We start from the raw sequence: 16,867 nt of genomic DNA on the forward strand, positions 1-16,867 counted from the left end.
CCCCTCAAACGCGCCCAACACCGCAACTGGCCACCACCCGCTCCGGCCACCGTCACGATCACCAGAGCGAGCACGACCTAAGTCACTGGCATTGGACCTAGGCCAGGGCCTGGGCGGGGACGGTCGGTGGGAGACGGCGCCCCTCCCGCATCCCCACCTTGCGCGCGGGCACCCCGGCCCAGATCTCGCCGGGCCCGGTCGAGCGGGTGAGCACGGCGTTGGCGCCCAGTACGGTGCCCGCCCCGACGGTGAGCACACCCTCCTTGCACACCACCTTGGCGCCCGCGCACAGCACCGCGCCGTCCCCGACCACCACCCGCCGCATCGCGCTGAGCTCCTGCGGCACCCACGGGTCGGCCCGGCCGATGGTGACGCCGTTGTAGAGCGTCACGTCCGCGCCGAGCGTGGTGTACGGGTGCAGGACGGTGCCGAAGCCGCGGTGGAACACGGTGAGCCCGGGCCCGATCTCGCAGGCGGCCGGCACCTCCATCCCGTAGAGCGCGAGCGCCTCCTGGACCAGGCGGCCCAGGAGGCGGTGGCGTCGGCGGTAGACGAGTGCGGTGACGAGTGACATCCACCCATTGTGTCGGGACGGTCACCCGCAGTCGCGGCTACTTGATGTCCGGCACGGTGGTGTCGTTCTTGAAGGCGTCGAAGACCTGCTTGGACTTGGCGGCGTCCCACTGGACCGCCGACTCGCCGGTCTTGGTGTGGTAATCGGCATTGCCGATCGGGACGGTCAGGGTCTTGCCGTCGCCGCCGTTGACGTCCTTCATGGCGAGGAAGAGCGAGCCCAGGTCGGTCAGTCCGCAGTCGTCGTCGACGATCAGGGTGCCGAGCGCCGAGTCGACCAGCGGGTAGAAGGTGAACGGGTTGAGCACGGTGCCCGGGGAAGCGGCCTGGTGGGCGAGGGCGCCGAGGAACTTCTGCTGGTTGCGCATCCGGCCGAGGTCCTGGTCGGCCATCTGGTGGCGCTGGCGGACGAAGGCCAGGGCCTGGACGCCGTTGAGGGTCTGGTCGCCGGCCTTGAGGTCGAGGCCGGAGTCCCGGTCCTTGATGTCCTGGTCGATGTGCATCTCGACGCCGCCGATGGAGTCGACGATGCCGGCGAACCCGGCGAAGCCGATCTCGGCGTAGTGGTCGATCCGGATGCCGGTGTTCAGCTCGACGGTCTGCACCAGCAGTCGGCCGTTGCCGTTGGCGAAGGCCGAGTTGATCTTCGAGGTGGTGGCCTTGACGGTCTTCCCGCTGCTGGTCTTGAACTCGGGGATCGGCACCCAGGAGTCGCGCGGGATGCTCATCAGGGTGTTCCCGTGGTCCCCGATGTGCAGGATCATCATCGAGTCGCTGCGCTTGCCCTCGACGTCGTGGCCGGTGTGCATGGTGTCCATCTGGGACTCGCTGAGCCCGTCGCGGCTGTCGGAGCCGACGATCAGCCAGTTGGTGCCCTTGCCGGCGGCCGGGCGGTTCGGGTAGTCGGCCAGCACGTTCTCGTGGTTGAGCTTGGAGTCCGCCCAGAACCAGGTGGACACCGAGGTCACCATGACGGCTATCAGCAGGCCGAAGACCGTCCACTTCACGATCCGCCGCCGCGGCCAGCGCCGGGCCCCGGCCCCGGCCGGCCGGGCACCGCCGGGACCGCCGGGACCGCCCGGGCCACCGGGCCGACCGGGCCCGCCCGGACCGCCGGAACCGGGTCGGCCGGGGCCGCCGGGGGCGTTCTGCGGCGGGACGCCGCCGAGGCGGGACGGCTGCCCGGGCTGCCGCGGGGCGGGTGCACCGGGCCCGCGCGGGTTCAGCGAGGCCGGCAGCGGCCGCTCGGCCGCGCCGCCACCGTTGCCTCCGTAGGGGTTCCCTCCGCCGCCCGGGCGGCCCTCCTGCCACGTGTTCATGCCGTCGAGGATGCCCGACCCCGGTCCGGCTGACTCCCCCCGGGGTGCCCACCGGGCCTCTTGTAGCAGTTTTGATGCACGTACCGGATCGTTCCGGCGCGAAACACGACCGTCACCCGTGTTCCGCTTGCTGAAACGATTCTTGACCCGCTCGAACGCACCGTGTTTGCATGCCGGACATGGATCAGAGTCGGGCACTCACGCGTCGGCGGCACGTCGATCTGCAACGCGTGTCCGGTTCCCTCTGTCGCCGCTGAAGCACGCCCGCCGGGACCGCCGGAACCGTCGGGCACCGCCGAGCACCACCCGCGGCCGCCCCGAGCGGGCCGCCGTGAAGCTCCCTCCGCTTCCAGCCAGAGGTGAACCATGGCCACCGTCCTCTCCGTTTCGGGCTCCCCCTCCGCCACCTCCCGCACCACCCGGCTGCTGCGCCACGTCGACGCGCGCCTGGTGGACCGCGGCCACCACGTCGTCCCCTTCCAGGCCCGTGACCTGCCCGCGCAGGCGCTGCTCGCCGGCGACTTCGACCACCCCGAGATCGTCGCCGTCACCGAACTGTTCGCCCGCGCCGACGGCGTCGTGATCGGCACCCCCGTCTACAAGGCCGCCTACTCCGGCCTGCTCAAGGCCCTGCTCGACGTGCTCCCGCAGTACGCGTTGGCCGGCAAGGCCGTGCTGCCGCTGGCCACCGGCGGCTCGCCCGCGCACGTCCTCGCGGTGGACTACGCGCTGCGCCCGGTGCTCAGCTCGATGGGCGCCGGCCACATCACCCAGGGCTGGTTCGTGCTCGACCGCGACATCACCGTCGCGGAGGACGGCACCACCCTGGTCGAGTGCCGGACCGACGCCCAGCTCGTCCCCGTGGTGGAGGGCTTCGCCGACGCCCTCGAACGGCTGGCGGCACCGGTCCTGACCGGCTGAGCCACCGGCGCCCGACCCCGTACGGGGCCTCCCCGAGAGGGCCTGCGGAACCCCCTAGGGGGAGGGGGTCCCGCACCCGTAGAACCTTGGTTGCCGTGCTTCATTCCGACGGAGGACGAGCGGCCGGACGTCGGCTCCTAACGTGGTTCTCACGTCCCCACCCATCCGAACGCGGCCCGACTCCGTCGGGTCCGCGACCCGGCCGTGCCGGGAGGGTGGGGCCGACGGGCGCGGGCCACTTCCGAGGAGAATCCAGTGACGACGGCAGCAGCAGCCGTGTACGACCCCCAGCTTCCCGGCGGATCGTCCGCCGTCGCCGCCTCGGCCCGCCAGGTGACCAAGGCCTACGGTTCGGGCGAGACCAGGGTGACCGCGCTCGACGCGGTCGACGTGGACATCCAGCGCGGCCGCTTCACCGCGATCATGGGCCCCTCCGGCTCCGGCAAGTCCACCCTGATGCACTGCCTGGCGGGCCTGGACACGGTCAGCGCCGGGCGGATCCTGATCGGCGACACCGAGATCACCGGCCTCAAGGACAAGCAGCTGACCAGGCTGCGCCGGGACAAGATCGGCTTCATCTTCCAGGCGTTCAACCTGCTCCCGACCCTGAACGCGCTGGAGAACATCACCCTGCCGATGGACATCGCCGGGCGCCGGCCCGACCAGGCCTGGCTGGACCAGGTGGTGCAGACCGTCGGCCTGGCCGACCGGCTCAAGCACCGCCCGACCCAGCTCTCCGGCGGCCAGCAGCAGCGCGTCGCGGTGGCCCGCGCCCTGGCCGCCCGCCCCGAGATCATCTTCGGCGACGAGCCCACCGGGAACCTGGACTCCCGGGCCGGTGCCGAGGTGCTGACCTTCCTGCGCCGCTCGGTGGACGAGCTGGGCCAGACCATGGTCATGGTCACCCACGACCCGGTCGCCGCCGGCTACGCGGACCGGGTGCTCTTCCTCGCCGACGGCGTGATCGTGGACGAGATGCACGCCCCGACCGCCGACTCCGTCCTCGAACGCATGCGCCGTTTCGACGGCAAGCGCACCAGCTGAGCGGCGGGAGGACGCAACCATGCTGCTCAGAACCGCACTGCGGAGCTTCTTCGCCCACAAGGGCCGGATGGCGCTCTCGCTGATCGCCGTCGTGCTGTCGGTCGCCTTCGTGTCCGGCACCCTGGTGTTCTCCGACACCGCCACCAGCACCTTCTCCAAGCTGTTCGCCGCGACCGCCTCCGACCTCTCGGTCCAGCCGCCCAAGCCGGCCGACGACGAGGAGCCGCAGCCCGGGGACAAGCCCGCCACCGTCCCGGTCCCGCTGGCCCAGCGGGTCGCCGCGCTGCCCGGCGTGAAGACCGCCGTCGGCCAGGTCATGGTCCACGACGCGGTCCTGGTCGACCCGGCCACCGACAAGCTGGTCGGCCCGACCACCGGCGCGCCGACCCTGGTCGGCAACTGGACCGACACCCCGCGCAACCCGGTGCGGATCACCTCCGGGCACGTCCCGCAGAACGCCGGCGAACTGGTGCTGGACGCCGACACCGCCAAGAAGGCCAAGCTCGGCCTCGGCGCGAAGGTCCGGGTCGACAACGCCGGCGGCAAGCACGAGTTCACCATCGCCGGCATCGCCACCTTCACCACCACCAACCCCGGTGCGGCCCTGGCCTTCCTGGACACCGCCACCGCCCAGCAGGTGCTGCTCGGCGAGCAGGCGTACACCTCCGTCGAGGCCTTCGGCGACGGCAGCCGCAGCGACGACCTGCTCAAGGCGGACGCCCTCGCCGCGCTCGGCACCGGCTACCAGGTGAAGACCGCGGCCGAGCAGAAGGACGAGAACACCAAGGCGATCGGCAGCGGCCTCGACTTCATGAAGTACGCGATGCTCGGCTTCGCGGGCATCTCGCTGATCGTCGGCGGCTTCCTGATCATCAACACCTTCTCCATGCTGGTCGCCCAGCGCACCCGCGAGCTCGGCCTGCTCCGGGCCATCGGCGGCAGCCGGGCGCAGGTGAACGGCTCGGTGCTGGTCGAGGCGCTGATCCTGGGCGTACTCGGCTCGACCCTCGGGGTCGCCGTCGGCCTGGGCGTCGCGGTCGGCCTGATCAAGCTGATGAACGCCGTCGGCATGGGCATCAACGCGAGCGACCTGCAGATCGGGCCGGACGTGTTCGCGGCCGGCTACGCGGTCGGCATCCTGATCACCGTCGTCGCCGCCTGGATCCCGGCCCGCCGGGCCAGCCGGATCGCGCCGATGGCCGCCCTGCGCGACCACGGCACCCCGGCCGAGGCCCGCTCCAACACCGTCCGCACCGTCCTCGGCCTGCTGATCACCGCGGGCGGCGCCGGACTGCTGCTGCTCGCCGGTACGGCCGACCGGACGGCCACCGGCGGCGAGTACCTGGGCCTGGGCCTGCTGCTCACCCTGGTCGGCTTCGTGGTGCTCGGCCCGCTGCTGGCCACCGTGGTCATCAAGGTGCTCGGGGTGCTGCTGCCGACCGTGTTCGGCCCCTCCGGCCGGCTCGCCCAGCGCAACGCGATGCGCAACCCGCGTCGCACCGGCGCCACCGCCGCCGCCCTGATGATCGGGCTGGCGCTGGTGATCGGCTCCTCGGTGTTCAGCTCCTCCGCGGTCAGCTCGGCCAGCGCGCAGATCGACCGGTCGGTGGGCGTGGACTACATCATCTCGGGCGGAGGCGCCCCGGTCACCCCCGAGATGACGGACGCGGTCCGCCGCACCCCGGGCATCGACCACGTCACCACCCAGGAGGACTTCGTCCGGACCAAGCTCCAGCTGCCCGGCGGACAGACCGCGCGGACGGGCCTGAGCGCGGTGCCGGCCAGCTTCTTCGGCACCGACTTCCACCCCACGGTCAGCTCCGGCACGGTCGACTCGGTCGGACGCGGCTCGCTCGGGATCGGCGAGACCTTCGCCGCCGACCACGGCCTGAAGGTCGGCGACCGGGTGACCGTCGACTACGGCAAGGGCCGCACCCAACAGCTGCCGGTGGGCGTGGTGTTCAAGAAGGGCGGGCTGCTGGGCGACGGCTCCTTCGTCGGCCTCGACACCATGGCCGAGGTCGTCCCGGCCGCCGAGCAGCCGTCGGTGCGGACCTTCTTCGCCAAGGCCTCCTCCGGCACCGACGTCGCCAAGACCCTGACCGCCCTGGAGGACGCGCTCAAGCCGTACCCGCAGCTGACGGTCAAGGACCAGGCCGGTTACAAGGAGCTGGTCCAGTCCCAGGTCAACACCCTGCTCTACCTGATCTACGGCCTGGTCGGCCTGTCGATCACCGTCGCGGTGCTCGGCGTGGTCAACACCCTGGCGCTGTCGGTGGTGGAGCGGACCCGCGAGATCGGCCTGCTGCGGGCGATCGGGCTCTCCCGCCGCCAGCTGCGCCGGATGATCCGGCTGGAGTCCGTGGTGATCGCGCTGTTCGGCGCGGTGCTCGGCACCGGGCTGGGCCTGGCCTGGGGCGTCACCGCCCAGCGGGTGCTGCGGGACCAGGGCCTCGGGACGCTCTCCGTCCCGACCGCCACGGTGGTGGTCACGCTGGTCGCCTCGGTGGTGATCGGCCTGGTCGCCGCCCTCGTCCCGGCCTTCCGGGCCGGACGCATGAACGTCCTCGCGGCCATCGCGACGGACTGACCCGGCGACGGGGACGTCGGGTCACCCCACGGGGGAGCGGGGGAACGGGGGAACCCGCGGGGAACGGGGGGACGGGGGAACAGCGGGGGTCGGGTGCTCACGGGCACCCGGCCCCCGCGTCGTCGGCGGCCGCCGACCGCCCGATCCGCCCTGTTCACCGCCGTTCACCGGGCGCGCGGAACCTACGCCGAACCTGCACGGTTCCCCCGCCGATTCGGGCTCGGGCGGTCGGAACGGTACGGTGATGTTGATCACGGCGCCGGTACCGCCCTTCGGGGGACCGGGGGCCGCCGAACCGGGACAAGACGGAGAGACGTCGACACCGGTACGGTTGGCCCCGATGAACACCAAGGCTGCTGAGGAGCTGCCGGCTGTTTCCGTGATCATGCCGGTGCTCAACGAGGAACGACACCTGCGCACGGCGGTCCGGCGCATCCTGGACCAGGAGTACCCCGGGCCGATGGAAGTGGTGATCGCCCTCGGCCCTTCCACCGACCGCACCGCGGAGATCGCGGCCGAGCTGGTGGCCGAGGATCCGCGGGTGCGCACGGTGGAGAACCCCACCGGCCGCACTCCCGCGGGGCTGAACGCCGCGATCCGGGGCTCGCAGTACCCGATAGTGGTGCGCGTGGACGGCCACGGCCTGCTCACCCCCGGCTACATCACCACGGCGGTCCGGCTGCTCGGTGAGATGGACGCCGCCAACGTCGGCGGCATCATGCACGCCGAGGGCGAGACCGAGTGGGAGAACGCGGTCGCCGCCGCTATGACCTCCAAGATCGGCGTCGGCAACGCGGCCTTCCACACCGGCGGCCTGGCCGGCCCGGCGGACACCGTCTACCTCGGGGTGTTCCGGCGCGAGGTGCTGGAGAAGCTCGGCGGCTACAACGAGGAGTTCATCCGCGCCCAGGACTGGGAGCTGAACTACCGGATCCGCCAGGACGGCGGGCTGGTCTGGTTCACCCCGCAGCTGAAGGTGACGTACCGGCCCCGGCCGTCCGTCCGGGCGCTGGCCAAGCAGTACAAGGACTACGGCCGCTGGCGCCGGGTGGTCACCCGCTACCACCGCGGCTCGGTCAACCTGCGCTACCTCGCCCCGCCGAGCGCGCTGCTCGCGGTGGTGCTCGGCCTGGTGCTCGGCGCCGCCGTCCACCCGGCCTTCCTGGCGGTGCCCGGCGTCTACCTGCTGGGCATCCTCGGCGGCTCGGTGGTCGAGGGCCGCGGGCTGTCGCTGCGGGCCAGGGCGCTGCTGCCGGTGGCGCTCGCCACCATGCACCTCAGCTGGGGCTTCGGCTTCATCACCTCGCCCCGCTCGCTGGCCCGCCGGGTGATAGGGAGTGTCCGCCCGACCCCGAAGGACGTGCTCTCCCAAGCGGGTTGACCCTCACGCTGCGCCCCGGACCGGCTACCGTCGGTCCGCATGGGGACAGTTGAGGACGGAGCGGCCGCGGCCCGGATCGAACCGGGCGCGGACGTCGACGAACGGGCCGTGCTCGGCGCCGGGACGAGGGTCTGGCACCTGGCGCAGGTCCGCGAGGACGCGGTGGTCGGCGCGGAGTGCGTGATCGGCCGCGGCGCGTACCTCGGCCCGGGCGTGCGGATCGGCGACCGGGTCAAGGTGCAGAACCACGCGCTGGTGTACGAGCCGGCGGTGGTCGAGGACGGGGTGTTCATCGGCCCGGCCGCCGTGCTGACCAATGACCGCCACCCGCGCGCGGTCACCCCCGACGGCCGGCTCAAGGGCCGACCCGACTGGCACGCCGAGCCGGTGACGCTCCGCCGGGGCTGCTCGATCGGCGGCCGCGCGGTGCTGGTCGCCGGGGTGACGGTCGGCCGTTGGGCGCTGGTCGCGGCCGGTGCCGTGGTGCACCGGGACGTCCCGGACTTCGCGCTGGTGGCCGGGGTGCCCGCCCGCCGGATCGGCTGGGTCGGCCGGGCCGGCGAGCCGCTGCGGCCGTCCGGCCCGGGGCTCTGGACCTGCCCGCGGACCGGCGAGGCCTACCGCGAGACGGACGGAACGCTCAGCCCGGTGTAGCCGGGTGGGGGCCACCGGACACGCGGTCGCCGGGCGGGGCTACTTGGCGCACACGTCCTCGTCGTCCGCCTGCACCCGCTGCAGGTCCTTCGGCGCCTCGGTCGGCGCCTGCGCCGGGGCCGTCAGGACGTCCTTGCCGAGCACCAGCAGCAGCGGGTCCTTCGCGGCCGCCGCGGGGTTGGGCCGGACGGCGTCGGCGGGCAGCCCGAGGGCGGCGGCCAGCGCGGCCGCCTCGGCCTCCCGCCCGGCCGGATGGGACACCGTGGTGGTCGCGGCGGGCGTGGCGTCGGAGCCGACCGCGGCCCGGGCGAAGCCCTTGGCCTTGAGCCGGTCCACCGTCGGCCCGGACTGTCCGCGGGTCCCGCTGCCGTTGCGCACCGTCACCGGGACGTCCTTGGCGTCCACCGCCGGGGCGGTGGCGCTCGGCGCGGCCGGGGCCGCCGGCTCCGCGGACGGGGCGGCGGTCTCGGTCAGCGAGCGGTCGCCCGCGATCATCGCGAACACCTGCCCGGCGTCCGGCTGTTGGAGTATCAGCCGGTCCTCGTCCTTGGGGTCGTCCAGTACCGGCACGGTGGTGAAGGTGATGTTCTTGGTGTCCACCTTGCTGATGTCCTGCGCCAGGTCCTTCAGCTTGTCCACGCTGCCGATGCCGGAGTCCACGGTGAGCGCCTTGGTGGCGGCGTCCGCGAGCTGGTAGAGCTTGCCCGGGTTGGTCAGGGTGCCGTCGCTCTTGATCTTGCGGATCATCGAGCTGATGAACTGCTGCTGGAGCGGGATCCGGGTGAGGTCGCCGCCGAAGCCGACCGCGTGCCGGGTGCGGACGAAGGCCAGCGCCTCCTCGCCCTGGACCACGTGCCGGCCCTTGGACATCTTCAGGTGCGAGCCCTTGTCGTCGATGTCCTTGGCCGCGCAGACCTCGACCCCGCCGACGGCGGTGGAGAGGGTCTTCACCGCCTCGAAGTCGACCTGCACGAAGTGGTCGACCCGGATGCCGGTCACCTTCTCCACGGTCTTCCAGGTGCAGCCCGCGTCGCGACCGCCCTGGCCGAGGCTGTTGTTGAACATGTCCCGCGCCGAGCCGGGGATCCGCTTGCCCTGGCCGTCCTGGCACTCCGGGATCGGCACCATCAGGTCGCGCGGGATGCTGACCACCGTCGCGTTGGAGCGGTCCTTGGCGACGTGGAACAGCAGCGTGGTGTCGGCGTGCCCGGAGCTGCCCTCGTCGCCGTACTCGCGGCCGAGGCCCTGCCGGCTGTCGGTGCCGATCACCAGGATGTTCAGCGCGTCCCCGGCGGCCTTGGGCCGCTCCGCCTCGTCGCCCAGCTGGACCTTGACCGAGGTCAGGTTGGAGTTGAAGTGCCGGTACAGGTAGTACGCCCCGCCGCAGCCCGCGACCATCGCCAGCGCGCCGGTCCCCGCCGTCCACCTGAGCACCCGCCGGCGCCGCCTGCGTTTGGCGGCCGCGGCCGCCCGCAGGCGGGCCTCCCGGCGGCCTTCCCCGCTGAACCGGCCGGTGTTCGGTTGTTCCTGCTGCACGGGATTCCCTACGTCCGGCCGGTCACGGGCGGCGGCCCACCCGGGCGGTGGGTCGGTCCGGACACACTAGACGAGCCGAACGGGGGAATCGTTCCTGGTATGAGAACCGTCACGGAAAAGTAATGGCCGGGCAAAGTCCGTGCGGGGGGATCAGTGCTGGGCGCAGGCGTCCACGTCGGCGGTGCGTCCCTCGAAGGTGGGCGAGGCGCTCGCCGAGGGTGACGCCGTCGCCCCCGCCGTCGCGCCGTCGGAGCCGGGGCCGGCACCCACGGCGCCCCGGGCGCCCGGCGTGGGCGCCGGGGCGGGCGGCTGCACGGCGATCGGCCGGTCGGCGCGCAGCGCGTCGAACAACTGGCCGGTCTGCGGCTGCACGAACTCGTCCCGGTCCGAGTCGTAGCGGTACGGGCGGCGCGGCGCGGTCAGGAACACCACGTCCGGCGAGGGGATGCCGCGCAGGTCCTGGGTGAGGTCGTAGAGCGCGCCGAGCGAGGACAGCCCGCCGTCCGCCTTCACCGAGGAGGTGGCCGCGTTCAGCACCGGCCACAGCTTGGCCGGGTTCAGCAGCACCCCCTGCGACTGCACCTTGCGGATCAGCGAGGCCAGGAACTGCTGCTGACGGCCCATCCGCTGGGTGTCGCTGCCGTCACCGAGGCTCTCCCGGGCCCGGACGTAGCCGAGCGCCTGCTCGCCGTGCAGCACCTGGCGCCCGGCCGGGAGGTCCAGCTTGGCGTCCTTGTCGTGGATCGGCTGGGGCACGCACACCTCGACCCCGCCGACCGCGTTCACCATGGTCTTGAAGCCGTTGAAGTCGAGGATCACGTAGTGGTCGATCCGGATGCCGCTCAGCTGCTCGACGGCGCGGATCGAGCAGGCCGGGCCGCCCAGCTCGAAGGCCCAGTTGAACTGCATCGTGCCCGGCTTGCTGCGGCTGCCGTCCGGCTTCTGGCAGGAGGGCACGGTGACCATGACGTCCCGGGGGACGGAGACCGCCGTCGCGTGCTTCCGGTCGGCGGCCAGGTGCAGCAGGATCGTGGTGTCCGAGCGCTGGGTGCCGGGCTCGCCGCCGTACCCGGCGTTCGCCCCGGAGCGGTCGTCGCTGCCGATCAGCAGGATGTTCTCGGCGCCGGCGGCCCCCGCGGAGCGGCTCGGGCGCTCGGCCTCCAGCCTGGCCAGCAGCTGGTCGGTGGCCGAGTCGGTCCTGATGTTCCCGTCCAGCTTGCGGTACGCGATCCAGAGCAGCGCGCCGGTGGCGACCAGCAGGAACGCGACGACGCCGGCGGTGATCATCAGCCACCGCCGGCGCCTGCGCGGGCGTCCGGGTCCGCTCGGGGGAGCGGTCGTCGGAGGAGTTCCGTCGGTCGGGGGGTGCTCGGTCTCGTCCTCGGCCATGGCAGGGATCCCTACCCGCCGGGACGGCGCCGGGGTCAGCCGAGGCGGACAGTCACCCGTTCGGATTCGGTCCGCTTCTCCCACTGGGTGGCGTCCAGCCCCTGGGAGTTGCGGCAGAGCACCACCGAGGCGCCGGCCGCCATCGGGGCCAGCAGGCCGGCCTCCAGGCCCGCCCAGTCGTCGAAGGAGAGGGTGGACATGACCCGGTCGCCGGGCTTGAGGCCGAGGCGGACGGCGCCCTCCCGGGCCAGCGCCACGGTCTGCTCGCCGGTCAGCTTCAGCGGCAGCCCGTCCACCGAGGTCTCCAGCGCCGGCCCGTCCGGGGCGACGGGGGAGTACGGCGCGAAGCGGTCGCCCTGGCCGGGCACCTCGGCGGCGTAGTCGAGGAAGCCGTCCGGGCGCTGCGGGAAGCGTCCGCCGAGCGGGCGCAGGGCGAGGGCCACCCGCTCGCCCTCACAGGCCTGGGCGGCCTCCAGGCCGTCCGGGCCGCTCACCACCAGGTCGGTGGCGGCCGGGTCGCCGTCCGGCACCGCCGTCACGCCGACCGACCAGCAGGCCAGCAGCCACACGGCGCTCTGCCAGTGGGCGGGCAGCAGCAGGGCGGCGCGGTCGTCCGGGCCGGCGTTCAGTTCGTCCTGGAGGAGGTTGGCGGTCTTGGCGACCCAGTTGTCGAACGTCCGGGCGGACAGTTCCACCCGTTCGCCGGTGGCGTCGTCGTAGAAGGTGACCAGCGGGGCCGCGGGATCGACCGAAGGGGTGCCGCCGCGCAGGTATGCGTGCAGCAGCTCGACGGGGGTGCGGGCATCGGCAGCGAATGGCGCAGTCATGGTGCGCCCCAGCCTACGGCCTTCGGGTGGACGGTCGGGAGGGGCGGCCGGGAGGGCGCGAGGCGGCATGGCGGGCGGTCCGGTTTGCGGAGACGATCCCCTTTATGCATCTTTCGGACAATGCCGCGCATCTCGCGGACGACGCTGCGCGCCTCTCGGACAACGCCGTGCACCCTTCGGGCGGAGCCGTGGACTCCCCGGGCGCAGCCGTGCCCCCCTGGGGCCGGGCCGCGCACCGCGCCGCCAGGGCCGTGCGCCGCCCGTTCCCGGCCGCGCTGCTGGCCGGCTGCACCGCCGCCCTGCTGCTCCAGCCCGCTCCCGCCGCCTCCGCCGTGCCCCTTGCCCCCGCCGCCGAGCGCCGGGACTTCCCGGGCGGCGGCTCGACCGTCGCACTGCCGCTGCCCGCCGGGACCGGGCTCGCGCCGAGGACCACCCGGCCGTTCGAACTCCTCGGCGTCGGCTGGGACGGCCCGGCCGGGGCGCTGGCCGACGGCGCCGTCCGGGTCCGCACCCGGGACGCGGCCACCGGCCGCTGGGGCGACTGGCACACCCTGGAGGCCGACACCGAGGACGGCCCCGACCACGCCGCGCACGCCGCGACCGCCCCGCTGTGGACCGGCCGCAGCGACGGCGTCGCGGTCGCGGTCCGGCCCGGCCCGGCCGGACCGCCACCCGGTCTGCGGCTCGAACTCGTCGACCCCGGCACCGGGGCGGCCGCGCCCGCCGCCACCCGCAGCCTGCCCGCGGCCGAGCCGGACGGTCACCGGGCCCCGCGCCCGGCCATCGTCACCCGGGCGGGCTGGGGCGCCGACGAGTCCATCCGCGAACCCGGCTACGAGTACACCGGCCCGGTGAAGGTGGTCTTCGTCCACCACACCGCGACCGCCACCGACTACGCCTGCTCCGACACCCCCCGGGTGATCAGGTCGATCTACCAGTACCACGTCAAGACCAGCGGCTGGCGGGACATCGGCTACAACTTCCTGGTCGACCGCTGCGGCACCGTCTACGAGGGCCGGGCCGGCGGCGTCGACCAGCCCGTCCACGGCGCCCACACCCTCGGCTTCAACACCGACACCTCCGGCGTGGCCGCCATCGGCACCTACGTCGACGCCGCCCCGCCGCAGCACCTCCTGAACGGCCTCGCCGCCGTCGCGGCCTGGAAGCTCGGCCTCACCGGACAGGCCGCCGACGGCCACGCCAAGCTCACCTCCGCCTCCGACGCCAGCCGCTACCCCAAGGGCACGGTGGTCGACTTCGAGACCGTCTCCGGCCACCGCGACGCCTTCAAGACCGAGTGCCCCGGCAAGTCCCTCTACGCCCGGCTGCCCGCCCTGCGCACCGCCGCGGTCAGACTCCAGGCCCCGTAACTCCCGCGGCCCGCCCAGCCGTTCACCGCGCCTCCCGGCCCCCGCGTATCGTTCATGGCCCCGGGCGACACAGGAGGCGACGGCAGTGACGGGCGCAAGCGGGTCGGTGCGGCGCTGGCGGCCGGACTTCCCGCTCGACGCGGTACGGACCCTGCTGCCGCTGCGCCGGGGCCCCGCCGACCCCTCGTACCGGACCACCGGCGACGGCGCCGTCTGGCGCGCCTCCCGCACCCCGGCCGGGATCGGCACCCTGCGGGTGCTCGCGCACCCCGGCGCGGGCGAGGTGGAGGCGACCGCCTGGGGGCCGGGCGCGCCCTGGCTGCTGGAGCGGTTGCCGGTGCTGCTCGGCGCGCAGGACCACCCGGAGGCGCTGGTGCTGCCGCCCGGCCCGCTGCGGGACGCCCAGCGCCGCACGGCGGGGGTGCGGCTGACCCGGACCGGACTGGTGCTGGAGTCGCTCGTGCCGGCGATCCTGGAGCAGAAGGTCACCACCGACGAGGCCTACCGCGCCTGGCGCACCCTGCTGCGGGACTTCGGCACCCCGGCGCCGGGCCCGGCCGAGGGCATGCGGGTGGCGCCGTCGGCCCGGGAGTGGGCGATGGTGCCGAGCTGGGAGTGGCACCGGGCGGGCGTCGACCCCAAGCGCTCGGCCACGGTGCAGCGCGCGGTACGGCTGGCGCCGCGACTGGAGGAGGCCTCGGCGATGGGCCACGAGGAGGCCTTCGCCCGGCTGACGGCCGTCCCGGGCATCGGCGTCTGGACGGCCGCCGAGACCCTCCAGCGCAGCAACGGCGACCCGGACGCGGTCTCGGTCGGGGACTTCCACCTCCCCGACCTGGTCGGCTGGGCCCTGGCCGGCCGCCCCCGCAGCGACGACGCCCAGATGCTCGCCCTGCTGGAGCCCTACCGCCCGCACCGCCACCGGCTCTGCCGACTCCTGCTGGCCACCGGCACCCACGCCCCCCGCTACGGCCCCCGGCTCGCCCCCAACGACCACCGCCGGCGCTGAGCCGCTACCGCACCGCGATGAAGGCCTCGGCGTCGCGGTCCGGGCGGGCGCGCGGGGGTTCGGCGGGGCGGCCGACGGCGACGGCGCCCATCGGGTCCCAGTGGTCGGGCAGGTCCAGGGCGGCCCGGACGGTGTCGCGGCAGAACATGGTGGAGGACACCCAGGCGGAGCCGTAGCCCTCGCCGGTCAGGGCGACCAGCAGGTTCTGCACGGCGGCGCCGGCCGCGACGGTGAACATCTCCCGCTCGGCGGCGGCCCGGCGCGGGTCCGGGTAGTCGTGCGAGCCGTCCGTCACCAGACAGGGCACCACCAGGTACGGGGCGTTGCGCAGCACGTCGCCGCGGGCGGTGCGGCGGGCGATCCGGGCCTCGTCCCAGCCGTCCAGCTCGCGCAGGTCGCGCTGCCAGGCGGCGAGCATGGCGTCGAGCAGCCGGGTGCGGGTGTCGGCGGACTCCACCAGGACGAAGCGCCACGGCGTGGTGTGGTGCGGGGCCGGCGCGGTGACGGCGGCGGCCACCGCGCGCCGGACGGCGCCCGGGTCGACCGGGGCCTCGGTGAAGGACCGGACGGTGCGCCGCAGGGTGACGGCCTGGCGCAGCGCCTCGGAGGTGCCGAGCCGGAACATGTCGTGGTCGGCGGAGCGCACCAGCGGCCGGGTGCCCTCGCCGTCCTCGGTGGTGACGAGGTGCCCCAACCCGCGCACGACGGCGACCGGGACGCCGGTGGCCTTGCCCTTGACCAGGTCGGCGGCGGCGGCGAGTTCGTCGGCGGTGGCGGTGACGGTGAGCGCCAGCTCGTTGCCGTGGCTGTCGGTGCGCCCCCGGTGGTCCTCCAGGACGGAGAGCCCGGCGGCGCCGATCGCGACGTCGGTGAGCCCGCTGCGCCAGGGCCGGCCGAAGGTGTCGGTGACGACGACGGCGAGCCGGCGGCCGGTGAGCTCCTGGAGTCGGGCGCGCAGCGCCCGGGCCGAGGCGTCCGGGTCCTCGGGCAGCAGCAGCACGGTGCCGGGGGCGGTGTTGGAGGCGTCGACCCCGGCGGCGGCCATCACGAAGCCGTTGCGGTTCTCCACGATCCGGGCGTGCCCGCGCCGGGCGACCACCCGGACGGTCTCGGCGTCGATCGCGGCCTCGCGGTCGGCGGCGTGCAGCAGCCGGCCCTCGGCCTTGCTGACGACCTTCGAGGTGACCACCACGATGTCGCCGTCCTGGTACGTAGCGGCCTTGGCGATCAGTCCGGCGAGGTCGGCCCCGGCCTCGATCTCCGGCAGCCCCTCGACCCCGACGACGGTCAGCGTCACGCGCGCACCTGCTCGGCGAGCTCCAGCGCGGCCCGGGCCATCGCGGCGGTGGCCTCGACGTCGGTCATCAGCAGCGGGACGGCCCGGCAGGCGATCCCGGCGGCCTCGACGGCCGGCACGGCACCGGAGTCCGCGGTGTCCACCAGCCACCCGTCGATGAGGTCGGCGCCGTAGTTCAGCGCGACGGCCTCGGCGGTGGCCTCGACGCCGACGGCGGCGAGCACCTTGTCGGCCATGCCGCGCACCGGCGCCCCGCCGATGATCGGGGAGAGCCCGACCACCGGCGCCGGGGCGGCGGCGACGGCCTCCCGGATGCCGGGGACGGCGAGGATGGTGCCGATCGAGACGACCGGGTTGGACGGCGGGAAGAGGATGACGTCGGCTGCGGCGAGGGCCTCCAGCACACCGGGCGCGGGCTTGGCGGTGTCCGCGCCGACCGGGATGATCGCCTCGGCGTCGACGGCGGCGTGCAGCTTGACCCAGTACTCCTGGAAGTGGATCGCCCGGGTGCCCTGCTCGTCGGTGATCCGCACGTGGGTCTCGACCCGGTCGTCGCTCATCGGCAGCAGCCGCACGCCCGGCTTCCAGCGCACGCACAGCGCCTCGGTGACCTGGCTGAGGCTGTACCCGGCGGTGAGCATCTGGCTGCGGACGAGGTGGGTGGCGAAGTCCCGGTCGCCGAGCCCGAACCACTCGGGGCCGACGCCGTACTCCTTCATCTCGGCCTTGATCGACCAGGTCTCGTCGGTCCGGCCCCAGCCCTGTTCCTCGTGGATGCCGCCGCCGAGGGTGTACATCACGGTGTCGAGGTCGGGGCAGACCTTGAGGCCGTAGAGGTGGATGTCGTCGCCGGTGTTGCCGATGACGGTGATCTCGTCCTGCGGTCCGACCGCCGCGAGGAGCCCGCGCAGAAAGCGCGCCCCGCCGATCCCGCCTGCCAGTGCCACGATGCGCATG

The 16,867-nt window shown here is 73.9% G+C and carries 15 protein-coding genes; 8 read left to right on the forward strand and 7 right to left on the reverse strand.

Annotation, left to right across the window (positions count from 1 at the left end; genetic code table 11):
• Positions 1-97: 97 nt before the first annotated feature.
• Both ABTZ03_RS38875 and ABTZ03_RS38880 read right to left on the reverse strand, forming a co-directional pair.
• Positions 98-574 (reverse strand): LbetaH domain-containing protein, encoded by a 477-nt coding sequence (locus ABTZ03_RS38875; protein WP_350517939.1) that lies wholly within the window; start codon positions 572-574, stop codon positions 98-100.
• 37 nt (positions 575-611) lie between these two features.
• Positions 612-1,892, reverse strand: coding sequence for an LCP family protein (locus tag ABTZ03_RS38880; RefSeq protein ID WP_350517940.1), 1,281 nt, complete (start codon positions 1,890-1,892; stop codon positions 612-614).
• Between the two features lie 179 nt (positions 1,893-2,071).
• Here ABTZ03_RS38880 and ABTZ03_RS38885 point away from each other — a divergent pair, with 179 nt between their 5' ends.
• The 6 genes from ABTZ03_RS38885 (at position 2,072) to ABTZ03_RS38910 (ending at position 8,482) form a co-directional block, all read left to right on the forward strand.
• On the forward strand, positions 2,072-2,149 hold the full coding sequence (locus ABTZ03_RS38885; RefSeq protein WP_350517968.1) for a putative leader peptide: 78 nt from the start codon (positions 2,072-2,074) through the stop codon (positions 2,147-2,149).
• 109 nt (positions 2,150-2,258) lie between these two features.
• Positions 2,259-2,813 carry an NADPH-dependent FMN reductase gene (ssuE, locus tag ABTZ03_RS38890; protein WP_350517941.1) on the forward strand — a complete coding sequence of 185 codons (555 nt, stop codon included), beginning with the start codon at positions 2,259-2,261 and terminating at the stop codon, positions 2,811-2,813.
• Positions 2,814-3,068: 255 nt separating this feature from the next.
• Positions 3,069-3,857, forward strand: a complete 789-nt coding sequence (locus tag ABTZ03_RS38895; protein ID WP_350517942.1) for an ABC transporter ATP-binding protein — start codon at positions 3,069-3,071, stop codon at positions 3,855-3,857.
• A 19-nt stretch (positions 3,858-3,876) separates the two neighbouring features.
• Positions 3,877-6,447, forward strand: a complete 2,571-nt coding sequence (locus ABTZ03_RS38900; protein WP_350517943.1) for an ABC transporter permease — start codon at positions 3,877-3,879, stop codon at positions 6,445-6,447.
• Positions 6,448-6,787: 340 nt separating this feature from the next.
• Positions 6,788-7,828 (forward strand): glycosyltransferase family 2 protein, encoded by a 1,041-nt coding sequence (locus tag ABTZ03_RS38905; protein ID WP_350517944.1) that lies wholly within the window; start codon positions 6,788-6,790, stop codon positions 7,826-7,828.
• 39 nt (positions 7,829-7,867) lie between these two features.
• Complete coding sequence (locus ABTZ03_RS38910) at positions 7,868-8,482, forward strand: acyltransferase (RefSeq protein WP_350517945.1); 615 nt, start codon at positions 7,868-7,870, stop codon at positions 8,480-8,482.
• A 39-nt stretch (positions 8,483-8,521) separates the two neighbouring features.
• Here the strand turns inward: ABTZ03_RS38910 and ABTZ03_RS38915 are convergent, their stop codons facing one another.
• The 3 genes from ABTZ03_RS38915 to ABTZ03_RS38925 all read right to left on the reverse strand — a co-directional run bounded on the left by ABTZ03_RS38915 (position 8,522) and on the right by ABTZ03_RS38925 (position 12,234).
• The gene (locus ABTZ03_RS38915) at positions 8,522-10,018 is read right to left on the reverse strand and encodes an LCP family protein (RefSeq protein WP_350517946.1); all 1,497 of its coding nucleotides are present in this window, start codon (positions 10,016-10,018) and stop codon (positions 8,522-8,524) included.
• A 150-nt stretch (positions 10,019-10,168) separates the two neighbouring features.
• Complete coding sequence (locus tag ABTZ03_RS38920; protein WP_350517947.1) at positions 10,169-11,305, reverse strand: LCP family protein; 1,137 nt, start codon at positions 11,303-11,305, stop codon at positions 10,169-10,171.
• Between the two features lie 137 nt (positions 11,306-11,442).
• Positions 11,443-12,234, reverse strand: a complete 792-nt coding sequence (locus ABTZ03_RS38925) for a TIGR03089 family protein (protein ID WP_350517948.1) — start codon at positions 12,232-12,234, stop codon at positions 11,443-11,445.
• Between the two features lie 188 nt (positions 12,235-12,422).
• Between ABTZ03_RS38925 and ABTZ03_RS38930 the strand changes: the two genes are divergently transcribed.
• Positions 12,423-13,604 carry a peptidoglycan recognition protein family protein gene (locus ABTZ03_RS38930; RefSeq protein ID WP_350517949.1) on the forward strand — a complete coding sequence of 394 codons (1,182 nt, stop codon included), beginning with the start codon at positions 12,423-12,425 and terminating at the stop codon, positions 13,602-13,604.
• Between the two features lie 85 nt (positions 13,605-13,689).
• Positions 13,690-14,613 (forward strand): DNA-3-methyladenine glycosylase family protein, encoded by a 924-nt coding sequence (locus tag ABTZ03_RS38935; protein ID WP_502894741.1) that lies wholly within the window; start codon positions 13,690-13,692, stop codon positions 14,611-14,613.
• 4 nt (positions 14,614-14,617) lie between these two features.
• Here the strand turns inward: ABTZ03_RS38935 and ABTZ03_RS38940 are convergent, their stop codons facing one another.
• Positions 14,618-15,910, reverse strand: a complete 1,293-nt coding sequence (locus ABTZ03_RS38940; RefSeq protein ID WP_350517950.1) for a coenzyme F420-0:L-glutamate ligase — start codon at positions 15,908-15,910, stop codon at positions 14,618-14,620.
• Positions 15,907-16,866 carry a 2-phospho-L-lactate transferase gene (gene cofD / locus ABTZ03_RS38945; RefSeq protein WP_350517951.1) on the reverse strand — a complete coding sequence of 320 codons (960 nt, stop codon included), beginning with the start codon at positions 16,864-16,866 and terminating at the stop codon, positions 15,907-15,909. The genes ABTZ03_RS38940 and cofD overlap by 4 nt, the downstream gene beginning before the upstream one ends.
• Between the last annotated feature and the right edge of the window lies 1 nt (position 16,867).

The organism is Kitasatospora sp. NPDC096077 (assembly GCF_040303245.1).
Classification (GTDB): Bacteria; Actinomycetota; Actinomycetes; order Streptomycetales; family Streptomycetaceae; genus Kitasatospora.